The sequence below is a fragment of the Microbulbifer mixtoriginis (SeqCode) genome (assembly GCF_052468275.1).
In genome coordinates this window covers 1,965,117-1,984,815 of record NZ_CP174341.1, presented here as the reverse complement: position 1 = coordinate 1,984,815, position 19,699 = coordinate 1,965,117, and the positions used below count along the sequence as shown (strand labels likewise).

18 protein-coding genes are annotated in these 19,699 nt (G+C 53.5%); 8 read left to right on the top strand and 10 right to left on the bottom strand.

What is annotated here, in order from left to right; all coding sequences use genetic code 11:
* Nucleotides 1-55 precede the first annotated feature (55 nt).
* Nucleotides 56-979, bottom strand: coding sequence for a 50S ribosomal protein L3 N(5)-glutamine methyltransferase (gene prmB, locus ACJJIC_RS08635; RefSeq protein ID WP_444884114.1), 924 nt, complete (start codon nt 977-979; stop codon nt 56-58).
* A 374-nt stretch (nt 980-1,353) separates the two neighbouring features.
* On the opposite strand from prmB, the gene folE reads away from it, so the two are divergent.
* Complete coding sequence (gene folE, locus ACJJIC_RS08630) at nt 1,354-1,899, top strand: GTP cyclohydrolase I FolE (RefSeq protein ID WP_252082843.1); 546 nt, start codon at nt 1,354-1,356, stop codon at nt 1,897-1,899.
* A 59-nt stretch (nt 1,900-1,958) separates the two neighbouring features.
* Nucleotides 1,959-2,303, top strand: coding sequence for a 5-carboxymethyl-2-hydroxymuconate Delta-isomerase (locus ACJJIC_RS08625; RefSeq protein WP_252082845.1), 345 nt, complete (start codon nt 1,959-1,961; stop codon nt 2,301-2,303).
* Here ACJJIC_RS08625 and ACJJIC_RS08620 read toward each other — a convergent pair.
* The 7 genes from ACJJIC_RS08620 to ACJJIC_RS08590 form a co-directional block, all read right to left on the bottom strand.
* Entirely contained in the window at nt 2,300-3,166 is an 867-nt protein-coding gene (locus ACJJIC_RS08620) for an alpha/beta fold hydrolase (protein WP_444910229.1), read from the bottom strand. The two genes, ACJJIC_RS08625 and ACJJIC_RS08620, sit on opposite strands and share 4 nt — an antisense overlap.
* A 133-nt stretch (nt 3,167-3,299) precedes the next feature.
* On the bottom strand, nt 3,300-3,758 hold the full coding sequence (gene sixA / locus ACJJIC_RS08615) for a phosphohistidine phosphatase SixA (RefSeq protein WP_444910230.1): 459 nt from the start codon (nt 3,756-3,758) through the stop codon (nt 3,300-3,302).
* 19 nt (nt 3,759-3,777) lie between these two features.
* Nucleotides 3,778-4,296 carry a DUF4389 domain-containing protein gene (locus ACJJIC_RS08610; RefSeq protein WP_444910231.1) on the bottom strand — a complete coding sequence of 173 codons (519 nt, stop codon included), beginning with the start codon at nt 4,294-4,296 and terminating at the stop codon, nt 3,778-3,780.
* 12 nt (nt 4,297-4,308) lie between these two features.
* Entirely contained in the window at nt 4,309-5,340 is a 1,032-nt protein-coding gene (locus ACJJIC_RS08605; protein WP_252082853.1) for an NAD(P)H-dependent glycerol-3-phosphate dehydrogenase, read from the bottom strand.
* 252 nt (nt 5,341-5,592) lie between these two features.
* A complete protein-coding gene (gene htpG, locus ACJJIC_RS08600) occupies nt 5,593-7,509 on the bottom strand; it encodes a molecular chaperone HtpG (RefSeq protein ID WP_445356775.1) in 1,917 nt (638 codons plus the stop codon).
* Between the two features lie 261 nt (nt 7,510-7,770).
* Entirely contained in the window at nt 7,771-8,982 is a 1,212-nt protein-coding gene (locus ACJJIC_RS08595; protein ID WP_252082855.1) for a serine hydrolase domain-containing protein, read from the bottom strand.
* Nucleotides 8,983-9,228: 246 nt separating this feature from the next.
* Entirely contained in the window at nt 9,229-9,831 is a 603-nt protein-coding gene (locus tag ACJJIC_RS08590; RefSeq protein WP_252082857.1) for a peroxiredoxin, read from the bottom strand.
* Nucleotides 9,832-10,136: 305 nt separating this feature from the next.
* Between ACJJIC_RS08590 and ACJJIC_RS08585 the strand changes: the two genes are divergently transcribed.
* From ACJJIC_RS08585 to bfr, 3 genes are all read left to right on the top strand, one after another.
* On the top strand, nt 10,137-10,379 hold the full coding sequence (locus tag ACJJIC_RS08585; RefSeq protein WP_435583619.1) for a bacterioferritin-associated ferredoxin: 243 nt from the start codon (nt 10,137-10,139) through the stop codon (nt 10,377-10,379).
* A gap of 149 nt (nt 10,380-10,528) precedes the next feature.
* On the top strand, nt 10,529-11,857 hold the full coding sequence (locus ACJJIC_RS08580; protein WP_444910234.1) for a DUF2254 domain-containing protein: 1,329 nt from the start codon (nt 10,529-10,531) through the stop codon (nt 11,855-11,857).
* 299 nt (nt 11,858-12,156) lie between these two features.
* The gene (bfr, locus tag ACJJIC_RS08575; protein WP_252082861.1) at nt 12,157-12,648 is read left to right on the top strand and encodes a bacterioferritin; all 492 of its coding nucleotides are present in this window, start codon (nt 12,157-12,159) and stop codon (nt 12,646-12,648) included.
* A gap of 112 nt (nt 12,649-12,760) precedes the next feature.
* Here bfr and grxD read toward each other — a convergent pair whose 3' ends face one another.
* A complete protein-coding gene (gene grxD / locus ACJJIC_RS08570) occupies nt 12,761-13,093 on the bottom strand; it encodes a Grx4 family monothiol glutaredoxin (protein WP_444884108.1) in 333 nt (110 codons plus the stop codon).
* Nucleotides 13,094-13,415: 322 nt separating this feature from the next.
* On the opposite strand from grxD, the gene ACJJIC_RS08565 reads away from it, so the two are divergent.
* Nucleotides 13,416-14,600: an acetylornithine transaminase gene (locus tag ACJJIC_RS08565; protein ID WP_444910235.1), complete on the top strand. Its 1,185-nt coding sequence runs from the start codon at nt 13,416-13,418 to the stop codon at nt 14,598-14,600.
* A gap of 22 nt (nt 14,601-14,622) precedes the next feature.
* Nucleotides 14,623-15,537 (top strand): ornithine carbamoyltransferase, encoded by a 915-nt coding sequence (gene argF, locus ACJJIC_RS08560; RefSeq protein WP_444910236.1) that lies wholly within the window; start codon nt 14,623-14,625, stop codon nt 15,535-15,537.
* 528 nt (nt 15,538-16,065) lie between these two features.
* Here argF and ACJJIC_RS08555 read toward each other — a convergent pair.
* A complete protein-coding gene (locus ACJJIC_RS08555; protein WP_444910237.1) occupies nt 16,066-16,320 on the bottom strand; it encodes a hypothetical protein in 255 nt (84 codons plus the stop codon).
* 39 nt (nt 16,321-16,359) lie between these two features.
* Between ACJJIC_RS08555 and ACJJIC_RS08550 the strand changes: the two genes are divergently transcribed.
* Nucleotides 16,360-19,299, top strand: a complete 2,940-nt coding sequence (locus ACJJIC_RS08550) for a ribonucleoside-diphosphate reductase subunit alpha (protein WP_444910238.1) — start codon at nt 16,360-16,362, stop codon at nt 19,297-19,299.
* Nucleotides 19,300-19,699 lie beyond the last annotated feature (400 nt).

The following is a 19,699-nucleotide window of genomic DNA, read 5'->3' as shown; positions in this document are numbered from 1 at the left end:
TATGTGGCTTTACCAGAGAACCCGGCAATAGCTTTTGCCGGGTTCAGAAAAAGAATTACTCTTTTTCAAAGTGGCTTTGGTAGGCGAGCAGCTCTTCGCGACTAATCACAAACACACCGTGGCCACCATCCTCAAATTCGGGCCACATAAATGGCACTTCCGGGAAAGCCTGTTCCAGAGCTTCCCAACTGTTGCCCACCTCACAGACCAGTAAGCCTTCTGGCTGAAGGTGATTGGCAGCCTCACGCAGCAAACGGCGGGTAAAATCAAGACCATCATCACCGGAACCCAAGGCAATCTCCGGCTCGGCCAGGTATTCTTGCGGCATCTCTGCCAGATCGCGTGCATCCACATAGGGAGGGTTACACACGATCAACTCGTAACTCATGCCTTGCAAACCACTGAAAAGATCCGACTGCACTGCGCGCACACGCTCATTGAGCTGGTGGCGATTGATATTCAGCTGTGCCACTTCAATAGCGCCTTCAGAAATATCACTCAGGTCGACTCTCGCTTCAGGGAAGGCCTCTGCACAGGCGAGGCCGATACAGCCACTGCCACAACAGAGGTCGAGGATTGCCAACGGTTCTACATTAAGCCAAGGCTCAAAATTGTGGCGGATCATTTCACCTATAGGGGAACGCGGCACCAACACCCGCTCATCCACATAAAAAGTCATATCGCAAAAATGTGCTTCGTTGGTCAGATAAGCCGCTGGCAAACGCTCGATAAAGCGCCGCTCTAGGAGAGTAAGCACGTCCCGTCTCTCCTCCATGGTCAAACGTGCATGCAGGATTTCCTGCTTACTGTAGGGCGGCAGGTGCAGTGCGTGGGTTACCAGCAGTACCGCCTCGTCCCAGGCATTGTCCGTGCCGTGACCATACCAAAGGCCCGCTTCGCTAAAACGGCTGGCTCCCCAGCGGATATAGTCCAAAACCGTGGTCAGCTCGTGCAGGCTGGATTCACGCCTTTCTATCATTGAATCTATCCTTAAGTGCTATGTATCTCATCAAGGCCTATTGTCACTCATTAAGTAGCCTCTGCTGTGGCTATAGAAGCGCCAATCAAGGCACGAGGAGTGTAGTTTGGTTGTTCCAAATAAGCGACGAGTAACGCTGAGTGACGGTTTAACAGCTGTAACCCGAAGGGCCTAGGCTATTTTTCACCCAGCTGCATTGTCGGTCGTTTATGTGGATTCACTCCTTTTGCCTCCCCGAGCTCGCAATGGCCCCGACAGTAGCGATCAAATTGGTACCAATAGGCCCCTAGGTCCGCGCGGATCTTTACTCTCGGGTTACAAACGCTTAGGGTAGCGCACCCGCCCCCTCGGGCTGAGATGTTGGAAAGAGCAGCATGAACGAACACTACGCACGAATTATTGAAGCAATCGGCGAAGACCTGCAGCGCCCCGGACTCAAAGATACTCCGAAGCGCGCTGCCAAGGCCATGGAATACCTGACCCGCGGCTATCAGCAGACCGTTCAAGAGGTTGTCAGCGACGCACTCTTCCCCAGTGACTGCACCGACATGGTATTGGTCAAGGATATCGAGCTCTACTCCCTGTGCGAGCACCATATGCTGCCATTTATCGGTCGCGCCCACGTGGCCTATATCCCCCAAGGCAAGGTGCTGGGCCTATCCAAGGTAGCGCGTATTGTCGATATGTACGCACGCCGCCTGCAAATCCAGGAGCAGCTGACCACACAGATCGCCAAAACCCTGCAATCTGTCACTAATGCCGCCGGTGTTGGCGTTATTATTGAAGCAAAGCATATGTGTATGATGATGCGCGGCGTGGAGAAGCAGAACTCCGTGATGAAGAGTTCGGCAATGCTGGGCACCTTCCGCGAGAACCAAGCCACACGCAACGAGTTTCTTTCCCTGATCAGCCGCCCTTAAGGCTGCGAGCTAGCAACGTGCGGTCCCCTGGGCCGCCCGCAATCACGGAGTGAACCACCATGCCCCATCTGGTTATTGAGTACGCCAAGAATCTGGAAGAACGTATTTCTGTCGCCGCCCTGGTCAGCTCGGCTCAAGAGGCAATGCATAGCTCCGGCTTATTCGCCTCCCATACCATCAAGACCCGCGCCAAGCCCTACGACCAATTTATTGCCGGTGAGCACGGCGATAGCTTTATTCACGCGGAAATCCGCTTACTGGCAGGCCGCAACAACCGCGAGCGGGAAGCGTTGAGTTCAGCGGTTTTTAACTGCCTGTGCCAATTTGCCGATGGGGTACCAGCGGTCTCGGTAGAAGTGCGTGAAATGGACCCCGGCAGTTACTCAAAGCGGGTGCCCTTCTAAGCTTCTCCACGCAGGAAGGGACCAAACCACTCGGCAATGCCCTCGGCGCCCTCTTCCATATGCAGGTGATGGCTGCCGGGTATTTCCCTAACCTCGATCGTTTTATAGCTCTCCAACACCGGGCGCAGCCGCTCGATCATATTCGCAATCCCCTCCTTCGCCAGCACCAGGCGCACCGGCATGCTCAGGCGGGATAGAAAAGCGCGCACCTGCGCCTCGTTAAGCTTGGCAGAGGACGCCGCCATCAGGCGCGGATCATTACTCCAGGTGAAGCCACCTTCTAGTGGCAGGGTCCCCCGCTCGGCCAGCGCGCGCGCCGCCCATTCTGTCAGCGGGAACATGCCGTTCATACGCGCTTCTACCGCTCCCTCAAAAGTGGGGTAAATCTTTGCCCTGCGCTGGCTGTAACGGGCACGCTGGGCGATAGCCTTAGCGAGAATATCCGGCGCCTCGCTATCCTTGGTAGCAGGAGGTACCAGGCCATCAATCAGGGCCAGGCGTTTGATGCGTTTGGGAAAGGTGCCTGCCGTTATCACACTGGCAATAGCGCCGCGGGAATGGGCCAGTAAAGAAAAACTGCGCCAGCCCAGTGCTTCGGAGGTACCAATAATATCCTCAGCTTCTTCCCAAATATTGTAATTAGCATGGGGAGACCGATGGTAGCTGCGCCCATGGCCTGCCATATCCACGGCGACCAAATTAACGCCTTTCAAGAGTGGGGCCAGACGATCAAAGCTGGCGCAATTATCCAGCCATCCGTGCAGCGCCAATACCGGCTCCCCTGTGCCATCCCCCCACTGCTTTGCGGCAATGGTCTTGCTGTCGAATTCCAGGCTGATCTCACGGGGGGCGGCTTGCTTCATGCGCGCAGATTCCAGAAGAAAGTGAATATTAAAGAGCCAGATGGTGCAGGTCCAAAGGCCCGCAGGCAATGACAGTTAGCGCCAGCAACCTAGGGATTTGAAGGCAAAGGGTAAAAACCGGAGGGAAAAATGGCTAGCTGGGGTGCTGTAACCACTGCAACTCAGCACAACCATTGGCCCAGACCTCCGCGCTGACACAGGCGAGGCTGGAGGTCCCCATCGGGTGTTGATTGCCACTACCGCAGAGACCGTTCAACAGGCTACCCACCAGTGGTTGATGGCTCACCAGGAGAAGAGGGAAATGATCGGCTTGCTGTTCCTGTAACTTGTCGAGTAGCTGCTGTGGATCGGTATCGCCAATCAGCAATGACTCGGTAACAACAGGCAACCCCAAGTGGGCGGAGACAATATCAGCTGTCTGCTGAGTGCGCACAAAGGGGCTCGCCCAAATAGCGCGCACGGAGGACAACTCCTCAGCGCGCTCTTTGCATACCTGCGCCACCTGCTTACGACCGCGCTCCGTAAGCGCACGGCCGGCATCGTTACCGTACATGGGTTCGGCCTTACCATGACGCAGGATAAACAGCTGCATTGACTTCGCCTCAATCGGTTTAGTGTGTGTCGCCGCGCTTGTCAGACTCACCCTTCTGCTCACTGAAGGGCGTTGAGGACTCCTCTGCACTCTCCTCTACCAGCTCGGGCTTACCGTCATCACTACCGAGGATAATGGCCTCCTCGGCTTCTTCTTCCTTTTTGGACTCAGTTTTTTTCTCGGCCTCGGCTTCATCATCGGAAGCCATAACTTCTGCACTAACCTCTTGCGCGCCCTCGTAACCGGAGAGATCGTCCACTTCAGATTCCGGCCACTCTGCAAAAGGAAAAGGCTTTTCCTCAGAGTTGTAAATTAAAAACTGTATCGCCTGATAAATATAGGAGGCGAGTTGGTCGCCAAAACGGCGCAAATTATCATTGGCACTGCCACCAATAATCGAGAACAGGAACTGCAGCACAACCACCGCGAGCAGCACCCAGCTGGCAATCTGCAGGCAGATCGCAAACAGCACCATATAGATCAGCCGCACCCACTGGTTCCCGGAAGTCAGGTTGCGCTTTAAATCATCATTTTTCATAAGAGGCTTCCATCAAGGCTTGGCCGAGTAGGCCACATCAAAAGTTTGCGCGCCCGACATTAAATTGCGAATTACCTCAGGAATCGGTCGCTCTTCAAATAATATGGCGTGAATTGCGGAAACCAAGGGCATGTAGACGCCCATTTCATCGGCTTTCTTTTTAATCAGACGAACCGTATTCACCCCTTCGGCGACCTGACCGATTTCCGCGACAGCACGATCCAAAGGCTTGCCCTTGCCCACCAAATAACCTACCCGGTAGTTACGGCTGAGGTCGGAGGAACAGGTCAGGATTAAATCGCCAACGCCGGCGAGGCCGATAAAAGTCATAGGATCTGCACCCATAGCCTCGGCAAAGCGCATCATCTCTGCGAGCGAACGGGTAATCAGCAGGCTGATGGTATTTTGCCCCCGGTCCAAGGCCGCCGCCATACCGGTGACAATGGCATAGATATTTTTCAGCGCCCCCGCCAGTTCCACACCAAACACATCGTTACTGGAGTAAACGCGGAAAGTCTCGGAATGCAGTGCGGATTGGATATCCTTGCACAGCGCTTCATCTTCACTGGCAACCACGGTTGCTGTGTAGTGACCTGCGACAATTTCCTTAGCGAAGTTGGGCCCGCTCAGCACCCCCACGCGCATACCCTGGGTCTCCTCGCGCAGGATATCGCTCATCAAATGAAAACTATCGTGCTCTATTCCCTTAGTGGTGGAAATCAACATGGTGCCCGGTTTTAGCAGCGGGGCCACCCGGCGGACCACTTCACGGAAAGATTTACTGGGGATAGCGACAAATACAATATTGCAGTTCCGTACCACTTCCTGCAGGTCGCTGCTGATACAAAGCTCTGGGTGCAGGGCCACTCCGGGCAAATACTTGCTGTTCTCACGGGTTTCCCGACAGGCTTCCGCGCTCTCCGAATCCCGCATCCACTGGCGGGTATCGTGACCATTACCCGCAATAATATTAGCAATGGCCGTACCGAAACTACCGCCGCCCAATACAGCGATGGAGAGAGGGTTGGAAGTTTCCTTTTGCATATTGATACCGATAAAGCTTCTCGAGGGCAGGGATTATAGAGGTATGACCCGCTCATCCCAAAGGGTTCAACTATCAGGATCTTGCGCGTAAAGTTACAAATTAACACGCCAAAAACGGAAAACGGCCCCAGCGGGACAAGCTACCGGTTGCACAACCGGGCTGTTCCGCTGAGGCCGCAGAAATAAGGCGCAAGAACTTCCGAAGAAATCACTGCGCCAGGCTCCTGAAAGCCAATAACAACTGATTAAAACTTAGTCGTGCATTTCCAGCAGCAGTGTATTCAGGCGACGCACATAGTCGGCCGGATCTGTTAGCTGGTTGCCCGCCGCCAAGTTGGCCTGATCCATCAGAATATTGGTGAGATCGGCAAAGCGATCCTCATCCTGCTCCTGATCCAGGCGCTGTACCAGCGGGTGCGATGGGTTAATTTCAAAAATCGGCTTGGCTTCAGGTACCGCCTGTCCGGCCTGTTCGAGGATGCGGCGCATCTGCGGACCCATATCCTGTTCGCTCACCACCAGACACGCCGGCGAGTCCACCAGGCGAGTGGTAGCGCGAACAGATTCCACACGGCTATCCAGAACAGACTGCACGCGCTCAACCAGCGCACCGGACTCATTCTCAACTTTCTCGCGTTCGGCTTTATCCTCTTCGCTCTCGGCTTCACCCAAATCCAGCGCGCCTTTGGCCACGTCCTGGAACGGCTTGCCATCAAACTCGTTCATATGGCCCACGAACCACTCGTCCACCTGATCGGTGAGCAGCAGCACCTCGATACCCTTCTTGCGGAATACTTCCAGGTAAGGGCTGGATTTCGCTGTCGCGAAGTTGTCTGCGCACACGTAGTAGATCGCCTTTTGGCCATCTTTCATACGGCTGACGTAGTCTTCCAGGGACTGATCTTGTTTGTCGGTATCGGTATGCGTGGTGGCGAAGCGCAGCAGCTTGGCCACTTTCTCTTTATTGGAGAAATCCTCGGCCGGCCCCTCTTTCAGCACATTGCCAAACAGGTCCCAGAATTTCTGGTACTCGTCACCGTCCTTCTTCGCCAGCTTATCCAGCATATCCAGCACACGCTTAGTCAGTGCGCTTTTGATCGCATCGGTATTGCGGTCTTTTTGCAGGATTTCACGGGAAACGTTTAGCGGCAGATCGTTGGAGTCCAGTACACCCTTCACGAAACGCAGGTACAGCGGCAGGAACTGCTCGGCGTCGTCCATGATAAAAGTGCGCTGTACATAAAGCTTGAGGCCGCGGGCGGCATCGCGCTGGTACAAGTCAAAGGGTGCACGCGCCGGAATATACAGCAGGCTGGTGTAATCCTGCTTGCCCTCAACACGATTGTGGCTCCAGCTGAGTGGATCATCAAAATCGTGGGAAATATGCTTATAAAATTCTTTGTACTCCTCGGCTTTCACTTCGGAGCGCGGGCGGGTCCACAACGCCTGGGCCGCATTGACCGCTTCAAACTCGGGCGCCTTCTCTTCTTTTTCTTCCTCACCCTCTGCCGCCGGCATTTCCTCTTTCAGCATCTCTACCGGAATAGCGATGTGGTCGGAGTACTTTTTAATAATGGAGCGCAGGCGCCAACCATCGGCAAACTCTTTGGCATCTTCTTTCAGATGCAGAACGACACGGGTACCGCGCTGGGGCAACTCTGCATTTTCTACGGAATATTCCGCTTCGCCGTGACACTCCCAGTGCACACCCTGACCGGCTTCTGCACCTGCGCGACGGGTAAACACATCCACTTTATCGGCAACAATAAATGCTGAGTAAAAACCAACACCAAACTGACCGATTAGGTGCGCGTCTTTTTTCTGGTCACCGGTGAGTTGCTGCATAAAGGCGGAGGTACCGGAGCGAGCGATGGTACCGAGGTTTTCGATCACTTCGTCACGGCTCATACCAATACCGTTATCGGTAATGGTCAGGGTGCCCGCATCTTTATCGAACTCGATACGAATACGCAGGTCCGTATCATCGGCAAATAATTCTGGCTTCGACAGCGCCTCAAAGCGCAGTTTGTCAGCGGCATCAGAGGCATTGGATACCAGCTCGCGCAGGAAAATCTCCTTATTGGAGTAGAGCGAGTGGATCATCAGGTGCAGCAGTTGCTTGGCTTCTGTCTGGAACCCGTGGCTCTCTTTGTGGGCCTCAACGGTCATCTGTAGGTCTCCCCATACACGTCAATCGGAACAGGGAGCAAATATTGGGACCTGCTGACAGGTTTCAAGGGCAAAGCTGGAAATAGAGGATATCTGCATGATGCCGTAACGCAAACGGCGCTGACAGTAATTCGCTATTCAGCCAAGACTTTACGGGAAACGGTGGGGTTTCAAGAAGACATTATAGGGTTGGGATTTCCCCTTAAAGCCCCACCAACTGGGGCTTTAAGGGGAGTGCATTATTGACTATTACACAATCAACTAACGCTTGCGACTGGCCTTAGCCTTGAGCGTAGCGGCTTTGCCCTTGCTGCCGGTCACGTCGATCACAAAGTTAGCGGTCATATCGGAGATCACCCGGGATTCGGCATTCAACAAGATGGCGATACCGATTTTCAGTTTCTCCGAGTAGGCTACTGCCGCACGGAAGCCTGCCACCCAGCCACCGTGATAGATAATGCGGTCATCACCAATGGTGTAGAGACGCCAGCCGAGGCCATAACCGGCATGAGATAGGTAATCCCGCCAGATACGGTGGCGCATATGGCGCTGAGTGGACACTCGCTCGGTGGTCATATCCTCGATCATTGCGGGAGAAAGTACCTTGGGGTAGTAACCCATTTGTGCTTTCAACCACTGGGCCATATCCGAAATACTGGCGTTGACACCCGCTGCTGGGGCGGCGAAATAGTACTCTTTTTCCACTTTCACCGGACGCCAGCCACTGCCTGTTTGCACATGCGGCGCGGCGCGGTTGTCCGAGGCCATAAAGCTTTCCCAACCTACTGAGGCATTCTGCATTTTCAGCGGTACAAAGATTCGCGTCTTGAGTTGTTTGGCAAAGGTGGTACCTGTCGCCTCAAGAATCACATCTTCAATCAGGCTGAACAGCACATTCTGGTAGCCATAGCATTTTCCCGGAGTACAGCGTGGGTCAATATTCGCGAATTTCGGCAATATTTTGCTGAGCGGTTTGTTGTCCTCCAGATAATCATCGTAGGCATTGGGCGTTAAGCCGGAGGAGTGACTGAGTAAATGCTCTACCTGCAGCTGGCGAGACAGGGACGGCGTCTTGAAGCTGAGATCCGGCACATAATTGACTACCTTGTCATCCCAATTAAAGCGCTCCTCATGCTCCAACAGAGTGGCCATACTGGCGGCAAAGGTCTTTGAGACCGAGGCCAGGCGAAAAACGGTATCCGAATCCACCTTACCTTTCTTTCCGCGTGTGCGCACACCGTAAGTGTCCATGGCCACCACCCGGTTGCCATCAACAATGACATAGGCACCACCGGGGATCGACTTGCCAGCCATCATCTTGCGGAAGTATCGATCGAACTCCTTGGCCCTGGCGTCTATATCCATCGCCCGCACAGGTAGCGCCACAGCGCATAGGAGCAGTAGTGAAAGAATGGTACACGCCTTCCAGGCGCGTAGGTGGTAGACGATATTTGAAAGAATTGCAGGTCTCATAAGCAAATCGAGCCGCCAAAGCAATCCGGTACATGCAGATAAGACTAGCAGCCAACGGGCAAAAACTCTATTTAGGCGCCACGCAGGACTGACTGCTGAATTCTAGTCGCTTGCCATTAGTCCTGTGTGAATCCCCATGCCACCCGCATAGATCTGCGTATTGGCACTCATTAAAACGAAAAAACCGCCTTTCGGCGGTTTTTTCTGCATCGGGACTAGCTTCGAGCTAGCCCAGCGACCTTGAGCTTACAGCTTCTCAGCGTTCTCGCTCAGGTAAGCCGCTACGCCTTCCGGAGAAGCGTTCATACCTTTGTCGCCTTCCTGCCAACCGGCCGGGCAAACTTCGCCATGCTCCTGGTGGAACGCCAGAGCATCAACCATACGCAGCATTTCGTCAACGTTGCGGCCCAGTGGCAGATCGTTCACAACCTGGTGACGAACCAAACCTTCCTCATCGATCAGGAAAGAGCCACGGAAAGCGACGCCAGCGTCAGCTTCTACGTCGTACGCCTGGCAGATTTCGTGCTTAACATCGGCAACCAGAGTGTATTTTACTGGACCAATACCACCGTCGTTGACCGGGGTGTTACGCCATGCGTTGTGAGAGAACTGAGAGTCGATGGAAACACCGATTACCTCAACACCACGCTTTTCGAACTCGGCAAAGCGGTGGTCGAAAGCGATCAGCTCAGAGGGACATACGAAGGTGAAGTCCAGCGGATAGAAGAAAACTACTGCTTTCTTACCTTTAATCGCTTCTTTCAGGTTAAAGGTATCGACGATTTCGCCATTACCCAATACCGCTGCAGCGGTGAAGTCCGGAGCCGGCTTGCCTACCAGTACTGCCATGAAAACCTCCTCAATCCAATGATGGGTTGTTGATAAAGAGAGTGAAGTGTTCAATTTATACGCAACAGCTATAAATTGAATAGGAATTGATAGTGGGCAGCTATGATACACATCCACTAATTGCAGGCCCATAAATTTTTTTAATGGGCCTGATAGCGGAAAAGCTATGCGTGAACCAGGCCTCAAATTAGGAAAAAACAACCGATAATTCGCATAAAAAAGAAACACAGGGGTCGTTTTTTAATCTTTCTGGAATCTTATTGACACTCATTCTCAATTGCAATAGGATTCACATCAGTCTAGTATTGAACAGAAATCGAGCAGAGCCCACCACGATGTATGTATGTATCTGTAAAGGTATAACCGACCGCCAAATCAAAGAGGCTGTCTACGATGGCTCCACATCAGTGAAGGCCTTAAGACGCCAGCTCGGGGTTTCTTCCCAGTGCGGTCGCTGCGCCGAGCAGACCAAGGAAATTATCAGTGAAACCCTGGGTACCGGAATGATTTCCTCTGCCACCAGCGGACTGTTTTACTCCGCCAGCTAAGCTCTCTTTTTGGCCGCCGCGCACGAATAGATTGCCATGAATGGCGGCCAGTTATACTTAAAGCCCTACCCCTGCAGCTTTCCCTAGACTTCTGGCAATCACACTCGGTGCGCTAAGCTGGGTGCACATGAATGTGCTCAGCTTTGCCCATGAAGAAGCACCTCTTACACTTCTATGAACGGCTTCGCTCCAGCTTTTGGAGTGTGCCACTCGTGATGATTCTGTCGGCGTTGCTGCTCGCCTACCTGATGCGTCAGCTGGACGCCCTTTTAAGCGCGCTGCCTCTATTTGAAACAGGCCATATCGCCACTCTCGACTGGCTGCATATGACCGACGTTAACAGCGCACGCGCCTTGCTCTCGGTAATTGCCGGTTCAACTATTACAGTTGCCGGTACTGTATTCTCAATTACTGTGGTGGCCCTAACCCTTGCCTCCAACCAGTTTGGCCCTCACCTGGTAAGAAATTTTATCCGCGATCGCAGTACCCAGGGGTCCCTCGGGATCTTTCTCTCAACTTATGTCTATGCACTGGTCACAATGCGCGGTATTGAGGGTAGCACTGGGGAAATCACTACCTATGGCTTTGCTATCCAAGTCGCTTTACTGCTCACTCTAATCAGCGTCGGCTACCTCGTTTATTTCATCCACAACGTGGCGCAATCCATCCAAGTGGATAACATCGCCCACCAGATCAACCTGGAATTCCACCAGGCAATAAACCGTGAATACCCAAGCTCAACAGAGCCCAAACGCGGCGAGCACTTCGATACTGAGCGCCTGGCATTGGGGCCTGGGTGGATCCCCTTACCCACTCCTCGCGGGGGCTATATACAGATCATCGACCGGGAAAAAATAATTGCCATTGCGGAAAAATTTAATTGCTGTGTGCAGGTCCATTGTCACCCCGGCTCCTATGTGCATCACTGGGGGCACATCGGTAGAATTTATCAGGGCGACAACCCTGAAAAGATAATTCCACCACTGCAGTCCGCCCTACAAATTGGCGCATTGCCCACTGCCGAGCAGGACATTGTTTTTTCTGTGCGCCAGTTATCACAGATTGCAGTACGTGCACTATCCCCCGGTATTAATGATCCTTTCACAGCCTATTCCTGTGTTGACCGCCTCATTGAGGGTCTCGGTACTGTGCTGCAAAGACCGGAACCTGCGAATTGTTTTACTGACTCCAGCGGAGCTTTACGCCTAATCAGCTGCAAATTGGAATTTACTCAGCTGCTTGATGCTTCACTGGATGAAATCGTCGAACACGGCCGCGCCAATGGCGTTTTTATGCGCCACTTACTCAACGCATTGGAACATCTCGCCGAAGTTTGCCAAAGGGAAAAAGACAAGGCTGCACTATTTAATTATCTGCAACGTCTGGCCAACGACAATAAAAACTTTATTAGGAGTGAAACCGATTCCACTGAAATTCAGCAAATAATATCCGCTATTCAAAAAAAGCTCGCCAGCTGACACTGCAACCTAAACAAGAATCATTTTCGTTGCTATTTTCGGCCAAATTCGTGTTAAAAACCGTGTTTTTTCTGCATTCCGCAGCTAACAACTTCTTCTTGACTTGCCGCAAATCGCAACGCAAACTCGGCCCGGATTGCAGCTATCACCCTAAAATAAATTGTGGGAAATCGGTCAGCTGCAGACATAAGTGACTAACACAATTTAGTGACTTTTTATTGCTACTTATTTCAAGTAACCAACAAATAGGAATTCTCTGAGGGTGTTATCTAGCTCGCAGGGCCACAGGAGCAAAAGCTATGAAAGGCGATCCCAAGGTTATCGAACATTTAAATAAAGTACTGGGCAATGAGCTGGTAGCTATCAACCAGTATTTTCTGCATGCGCGCATGTACGACAACTGGGGTTTAAAAGAGCTGGGCAAACAGGAATACCACGAATCCATCGATGAAATGAAACACGCCGATTGGCTGATTGAGCGTATCCTGTTCCTTGAGGGTATCCCCAATCTGCAGCACCTGGGCAAATTGATGATCGGTGAGAATACCGAGGAAATGCTCAAGTGCGACTTGAAGATTGAATCCAAAGCAATTCCCGATCTGCGCGAAGCCATCGCCTACTGTGAATCGGTACGCGATTACGGCAGCCGTGAATTACTGGAAAAAATTCTCGACTCCGAAGAAGAGCATGTCGACTGGCTGGAGACTCAGCTCGAACTGATTGACAAAGTGGGCATTCAAAACTACCTGCAAACTCAAATGGAAACTGCAGCCGGCCACTCTGGCAAATAATTAGAACAACCTTAACAGGTATAAAAAAACCGCAGTTTCAACTGCGGTTTTTTTATTCTCAACCATGTACTGCCGCTTTCACCAGGCAGATACATCGAAGCAAAAACGAAAATTAACCTTCGCCTTCACTCTCCGCCGATGCCTCATCGATCAGGGTTTTCAGCTCACCATTTTCATACATTTCCATAATGATGTCGCAACCGCCGACCAACTCACCCTTCACCCAAAGCTGAGGGAAAGTCGGCCAATTGGCGTACTTGGGCAATTCAGCGCGAATATCTGGATTAGCCAGGATATCCACATAAGCAAAGCGCTTACCGCAGGCCATCATCGCCTGGGAGGCGCGCATGGAAAAGCCGCACTGGGGCGCGTTGGGGCTACCTTTCATGTAGAGCAGAATGTCGTTGTCAGCAATCTGCTGTTTGATGTTCTCCAGTGTATCCATAAGCGTGAGAAACCTCAGGTGGTGGAAGCAAATTTATTAACGTGTATCGCATCGGCACCCAGCCATTGCGCACGGTCGGCCATTGTACCTCAGCGCAGGGGGGAATAAGTACCCGCAGCAGTGCATAGCCAAAAAATGCGCACCACTCCCCAATGGCCCCATCCTTTACAAAGAGAAATCAAATAGATGGCCCACACGCCGCAAAGGCTGTGTTAGCATTAGTTCAACAATATAATTTGCAGATTAAAATACATCAAACAGAATTATCTGCGGAAACGACTTCTATTAAACAAACCCAATGATTAAATAAGGAGGCGTCTCAGTGCCCCCCCACACACTGATGCACAACTATGGCGAAAGGACCCTGACCCTGGTCCGCGGCGAGGGAAACTACGTGTGGGATGATCGCGGCCACCGCTACCTGGACGCTATTTCCGGTATCGCCGTCTGCGGTCTTGGCCACTGCCATCCAAAAGTCACCGAAGCCCTACAGGAGCAGGCCAACACCCTGCTGCATGTATCCAACCTGTACAACATTCCTCCCCAACAGCAGTTGGCCGACCGGCTCGTATTCCTATCGGGTATGGATAATGTATTTTTCTCCAACTCCGGTGCTGAGGCCAATGAGGCCGCTATCAAGCTAGCGCGTAAACTCGGTAATGAGCGCCGGCTGGTGACACCGCAAATTGTGGTTATGGAAGGCGCTTTCCATGGGCGAACCCTCGCCACGCTTACGGCAACAGGCAATGAAAAGGCACAACAGGGCTTCGCCCCCTTACCCGAGGGTTTTTTGCGGGTGCCTTTCAACGATGTGCAAGCCATTGAAAACCTTGCACAACAGCACAGCGATATCGTCGCCATACTGGTGGAACCAATACAAGGGGAAGGCGGTGTCCGCGTACCAGATACCGACTACCTAAAACAACTTCGTACACTCTGCGATCGACACGACTGGCTGTTAATGTTGGATGAGATCCAGACCGGCAACGGTCGCAGCGGCAGAATGTTTGCCTACCAGCACGCCGACATAGTGCCGGATGTATTAACCACCGCCAAAGGGCTCGGCAATGGTGTCCCTATCGGCGCCTGTCTCGCCCGCGGCAAGGCTGCCAGCCTTTTCACCGCTGGCAGCCACGGTTCGACCTTCGGCGGCAATCCTCTCGCTTGCCGTGCCGGTCTTGCCGTGCTGGAGGCTCTTCAGGGCGAGTGGTTAATCGAGCGCGCAGAAAAATTGGGCGAACAGTTACTACACTCCCTGCGCATGCGACTGGGCGATTGCCCAGGGGTAGTGGATATTCGCGGACAGGGTCTGATGATCGGTATTGAGCTCAACCACCCTTGCGCTGAGCTCGTCGAACGGGCTAGGGAGCAGGCGTTGCTGATCAACGTCACCGCCGGCAATGTGGTGCGGCTACTGCCTCCACTCACCCTTACTGACGAGGAGTGCCAGCAACTGGCTGACGATGTCAGCACTCTGATTCAACAATTTACCCCGCAGGCAGTCTGAAGCACTCAAAGGAGAACAATTTATGGCGACCAGGCATTTCCTCACCTTAATGGATCTCTCCGCAGAGGAGCTAAAACAAATTATCGAGCGCGCTATCGAATTAAAAACCCTGCGCAATCAGGGCATTACTACCGACCTCTTTCGCGGCAAAGTGCTGGGAATGATTTTTGAAAAGTCTTCCACCCGCACCCGTGTCTCTTTTGAAGCTGGCATGGCGCAGATGGGTGGCAGCGCCCTGTTTCTGTCACCGCGCGACACCCAACTAGGGCGCGGCGAACCTATCGAAGACAGCGCTCGGGTGATCTCACGCATGGTCGACATAGTAATGATCCGCACCTTCGGCCATCAAAATGTGGAGCGCTTCGCAGCCCACTCACGGGTGCCCGTAATCAATGCTTTATCTGACAGTTACCACCCCTGCCAGTTACTCGCCGATATCCAGACTTTCGTCGAACACCGCGGCAGCCCCGCGGGCAAAGTGGTGGCCTGGGTGGGCGACGGCAACAATATGTGCCACTCCTATATCAATGCGGCGCGGCTTTGCGACTTTGAACTACGTATCTCTTGCCCCCAAGGATATGCTCCAGATGCCGATATTGTCGCTGCCGCCGGCGATCGGGTAAAAGTTGTGCATAACCCTGTGGAGGCCGTGCGCGATGCCGACTGGGTCAGTACCGATGTGTGGGCTTCTATGGGCCAGGAGGCAGAACAACAAGCCCGCAGAAAAGCCTTCGACCGCTACCAAGTGAATCACGAGCTGATGAGCCACGCCAACGAAAACGCAATTTTCATGCATTGTCTGCCAGCGCACCGCGGTGAGGAAGTCAGCGCCGAATTACTGGAGGACGAGTGTATTTCCAAGGTGTGGGACGAGGCGGAAAATCGCCTACATGCACAGAAAGCACTCATGGAGTTTTTACAGGAGCACAGCCAGTAAGGTTTTATTATGCGTCGGTCGATAGCGTTATTTACAACCTGTCGACCGGCCCATCCTCCGACCTACCCCCCCCCACCATCTGATACCCGTTTAAAAAACGACCACGCACTTTTTTCGTGACATCAAAATACAGGTTCAAGCGAAATAATGCGGGTGAACAAATAATAACCAGCCATGTTGCAACAAAAAAATCACGCCACAAAACTGATCATCTTAGTACCAACTTGCTCAAATTGCGCACATTCGCAAATGGTTATTGCCGTTGTTAATTTAGAACGCCCCGGCTATTAAAAAAAATTGTAAGAGCTTGTATTACCCTTCTCCCTTCACTGACAAATGCCATGCAGCCCAGCTGTGGCGGGACCTGCCGCAGAAGTGGCTACTGACTCAACACGCCTACCCACAATTTATCCACAAACAACCACAAAGTTATTCGGCTTGAACTGACCCGCCTACCGCATTATCTTGTAGCGCGCTCGAGGCATACCCCCTATATATTGGGGTAAGGGACCTTGAGCATCCCCAAATCTAGGGGCGAATCCCGGCACTCCGCCACACTTTTTGGCGGCCGGTGCCAGACGCTGCTTTTTTCAAAGCAGAATCAGAGGTAAGCGGGCGGAAAGGAATGATCCGCCACAGGCAGCAGCCGGCAAAGCTTAACTGAATGCCGGCCACCGAGCCGCCTGTTTCCAGTGCCTTCACGGTGTGGGAGGAATCACTGGCCAAGCGATGGACTCGCTCCGCATATGCCACGCAGTCCAGTGGCGCTGTTCTGGTGAACACACGCGGACAGACAACAATACAAACCTTTCGGAGATTTACATGCACACAGAGACAGGGCGCTCTCAAACCGTGCCTGCGGCAAAATCAGGCACAACCAGCGACCAGGCTACTGACGGCACCACTCTGGCCGCCACCGCACCGGGCCAGATCCGCGTCATCAAGCGCAATGGTACCGTTGTCCCCTACGACGATGGCAAAATTTCCGTTGCCGTTACCAAGGCCTTTCTCGCTGTTGAAGGCGGCACCGCCGCTGCGTCCAGCCGTGTACACGAGCAAGTCGAGGAGCTGGTTGGCCAGATCAGCGCCACCTTTAAGCGTCGCATGCCCTCTGGCGGCACTATCCATATCGAGGAAATTCAGGACCAGGTGGAACTGGCCCTGATGCGCGCCGGTGAACACAAGGTTGCCCGCGACTACGTACTCTACCGCGAAGAGCACGCACGCCTGCGTGCGGAAAAAGAAAAAAGTGCCAGTCAAACTGAACAGGCTGTCGATGCGCACCCCAGCATCCGCGTTAAACTCGACGACGACAGCCTTGTTCCCCTGGATATGGAGCGCCTGCGCACTGTTGTCAGCGAAGCCTGTGAAGGTCTGAAAGACGTCAACGCCGAGGCCATCCTCAGCGAGGCCCTGAAGAACCTTTACGACGGCGTCTCCGAAAACGATATCAATACCGCCCTGGTAATTACTGCGCGTACTCTGGTTGAAAAAGAGCCAAATTACACTTACGCCACAGCCAGCCTGCTGCTGGACAAGCTGCGCTCCGAAGCCCTGCGCTTCCTCGATATCGCCGAGCGCGCCACCCAGCATGAGATGGAAAAACTCTACGCTTCCACTCTGCCCGCTTACGTGAAGAAGGGTATCGAGCTGGACCTGCTGGACCCCGCCCTGGCCACCTTCGACCTGGAAAAACTCGGCGGAGCTTTAAAAGGCGAGCGCGATCACCAGTTTACCTACCTGGGCCTGCAGACCCTGTACGACCGCTACTTCCTGCACAGTGACGATATTCGTTTCGAGCTGCCGCAGATTTTCTTTATGCGTGTCGCTATGGGCCTCAGCATTAACGAAGAAAACAAGAACGAGCGCGCGGTAGAGTTCTACAACCTGTTGAGCTCTTTCGACTACATGAGCTCCACCCCGACCCTGTTCAACGCCGGCACCCTGCGCCCGCAGCTGTCCTCCTGCTACCTGACTACAGTACCGGACGACCTGCACGGTATTTACGGTGCTATCCGCGACAACGCCATGTTGTCCAAGTGGGCCGGCGGCCTCGGCAACGACTGGACGCCGGTGCGCTCCCTGGGTTCCTATATCAAAGGCACCAATGGCAAGTCCCAAGGTGTTGTGCCCTTCCTGAAAGTGGCCAATGACACCGCAGTAGCCGTCAACCAGGGCGGTAAGCGCAAAGGCGCTGTGTGTGCCTACCTGGAAACCTGGCACCTGGATATCGAGGAATTCCTCGAGCTGCGCAAAAACACCGGTGACGACCGCCGCCGTACCCACGATATGAACACCGCCAACTGGGTCCCCGACCTGTTTATGAAGCGCGTGTTCGAAGACAAAGAGTGGACCCTCTTCTCCCCGGCCGATTGCCCAGACCTGCACGACCTGTTCGGCACCGCCTTTGAAGAGCGCTACAACCACTACGAGCAACTGGCTGCCGAAGGCAAGCTGCGTCTGTTTAAGAAAATCCGCGCTCTCGACCTGTGGCGCAAGATGCTGGGCATGCTGTTCGAAACCGGCCACCCCTGGATCACCTTTAAAGACAGCTGCAACCTGCGCAGCCCACAACAGCACGCCGGTGTGGTACACAGCTCCAACCTGTGCACCGAGATCACGCTCAACACCAAGGCCGACGACGAAATCGCCGTATGTAACCTGGGCTCTGTCAACCTGGCTCAACACATTGGTGAAAACGGTGAACTCGACCGCACCAAACTGGCTAATACCGTAAAAACCGCGGTACGTATGCTCGATAACGTTATCGACATTAATTACTACGCGGTTGAAAGTGCACGTCAGTCCAACATGCGTCACCGCCCTGTGGGCATGGGCCTGATGGGCTTCCAGGACGCGCTGTACAAAGCCGGCATCGCCTACGCCAGCGATGAAGCCGTAGCCTTCGCCGACAACACCATGGAAGCGATTAGCTTCGAAGCCATCTCCGCTTCTAGCGACCTGGCTGCCGAGCGCGGCAAGTACCAGACCTATGAAGGCTCCCTGTGGAGCAAAGGTGTTCTGCCACTGGATTCCATCCAGATCCTGGCTGAGCAGCGCGGCCAGCAATTTATCGATCAGGACACCAGCTCCACTCTGGACTGGAACGGCCTGCGCGAAAAAGTAAAAGCTCAGGGTATGCGCAACTCCAACGTGATGGCGATCGCCCCTACCGCGACCATTGCCAATATCACCGGGGTTTCCCAGTCGATCGAACCGACTTATCAAAATCTGTATGTGAAATCGAACCTGTCCGGCGAATTCACCGTAGTAAACCCCTACCTGGTACACGACCTGAAAGATCGCGGCCTGTGGGATCAGGTCATGGTTAACGACCTGAAATACTACGAGGGTTCTGTACAGAAAATCGATCGCGTACCGGAAGACCTGAAAGCAAAATACCGCACCGCGTTTGAAGTGGAACCGCGTTGGATTGTGGATGCCGCCAGCCGTCGCCAGAAGTGGATCGACCAGGCCCAATCCCTGAACCTGTATATTGCCGGCGCTGATGGCAAGAAGCTGGACCTGACCTATCGCATGGCTTGGTTCCGCGGCCTGAAGACCACTTACTACCTGCGCGCCCTGGCTGCCACTACCACAGAGAAATCCACTGTAAACAGCGGCACCCTGAACGCGGTAAGCGCACACGGCAGCAGCAATGGTGCCGCCGCAGCAGCGCCTGTAGAACAGGCTGCACCCGCACCGGCTGCAGTGCCGCAGGCTTGCTCTCTGGACGACCCAGACTGCGAAGCCTGTCAGTAAAAATTTGGCCCCTTCTGGGGCCTGTACTCACTCTCGGGGGAGAGCGTCGTAACCGCAAGTGCGGGCATGACCATGCGCAACGACCCCGGCCCACCCGGTATGCAAATACCGGGAGGAATTTTCGGGCCGGGGATCGTCTGCGTTTTTTCCCAACTGCGTTTTCAGTAACCCGCACAAAGGTGCGGCGCATGAAAACCACGAAAAAAACTTTGCCATAAACCTCACAGCCGTGCGGCAAAAACCCAAAAATAAATTTTGGCTAAAAGCAAAGTGATAATTGATCTGGCACAGAAACTTTGTGCCCCGCTGGGTTAAAAATACCTGCAGCGATTGACCACTGCCGGAAAATTCCGGAATAGCACCCCTGGCCTCGCTCTGCGAATGTAGCGCCAGGAAGAAC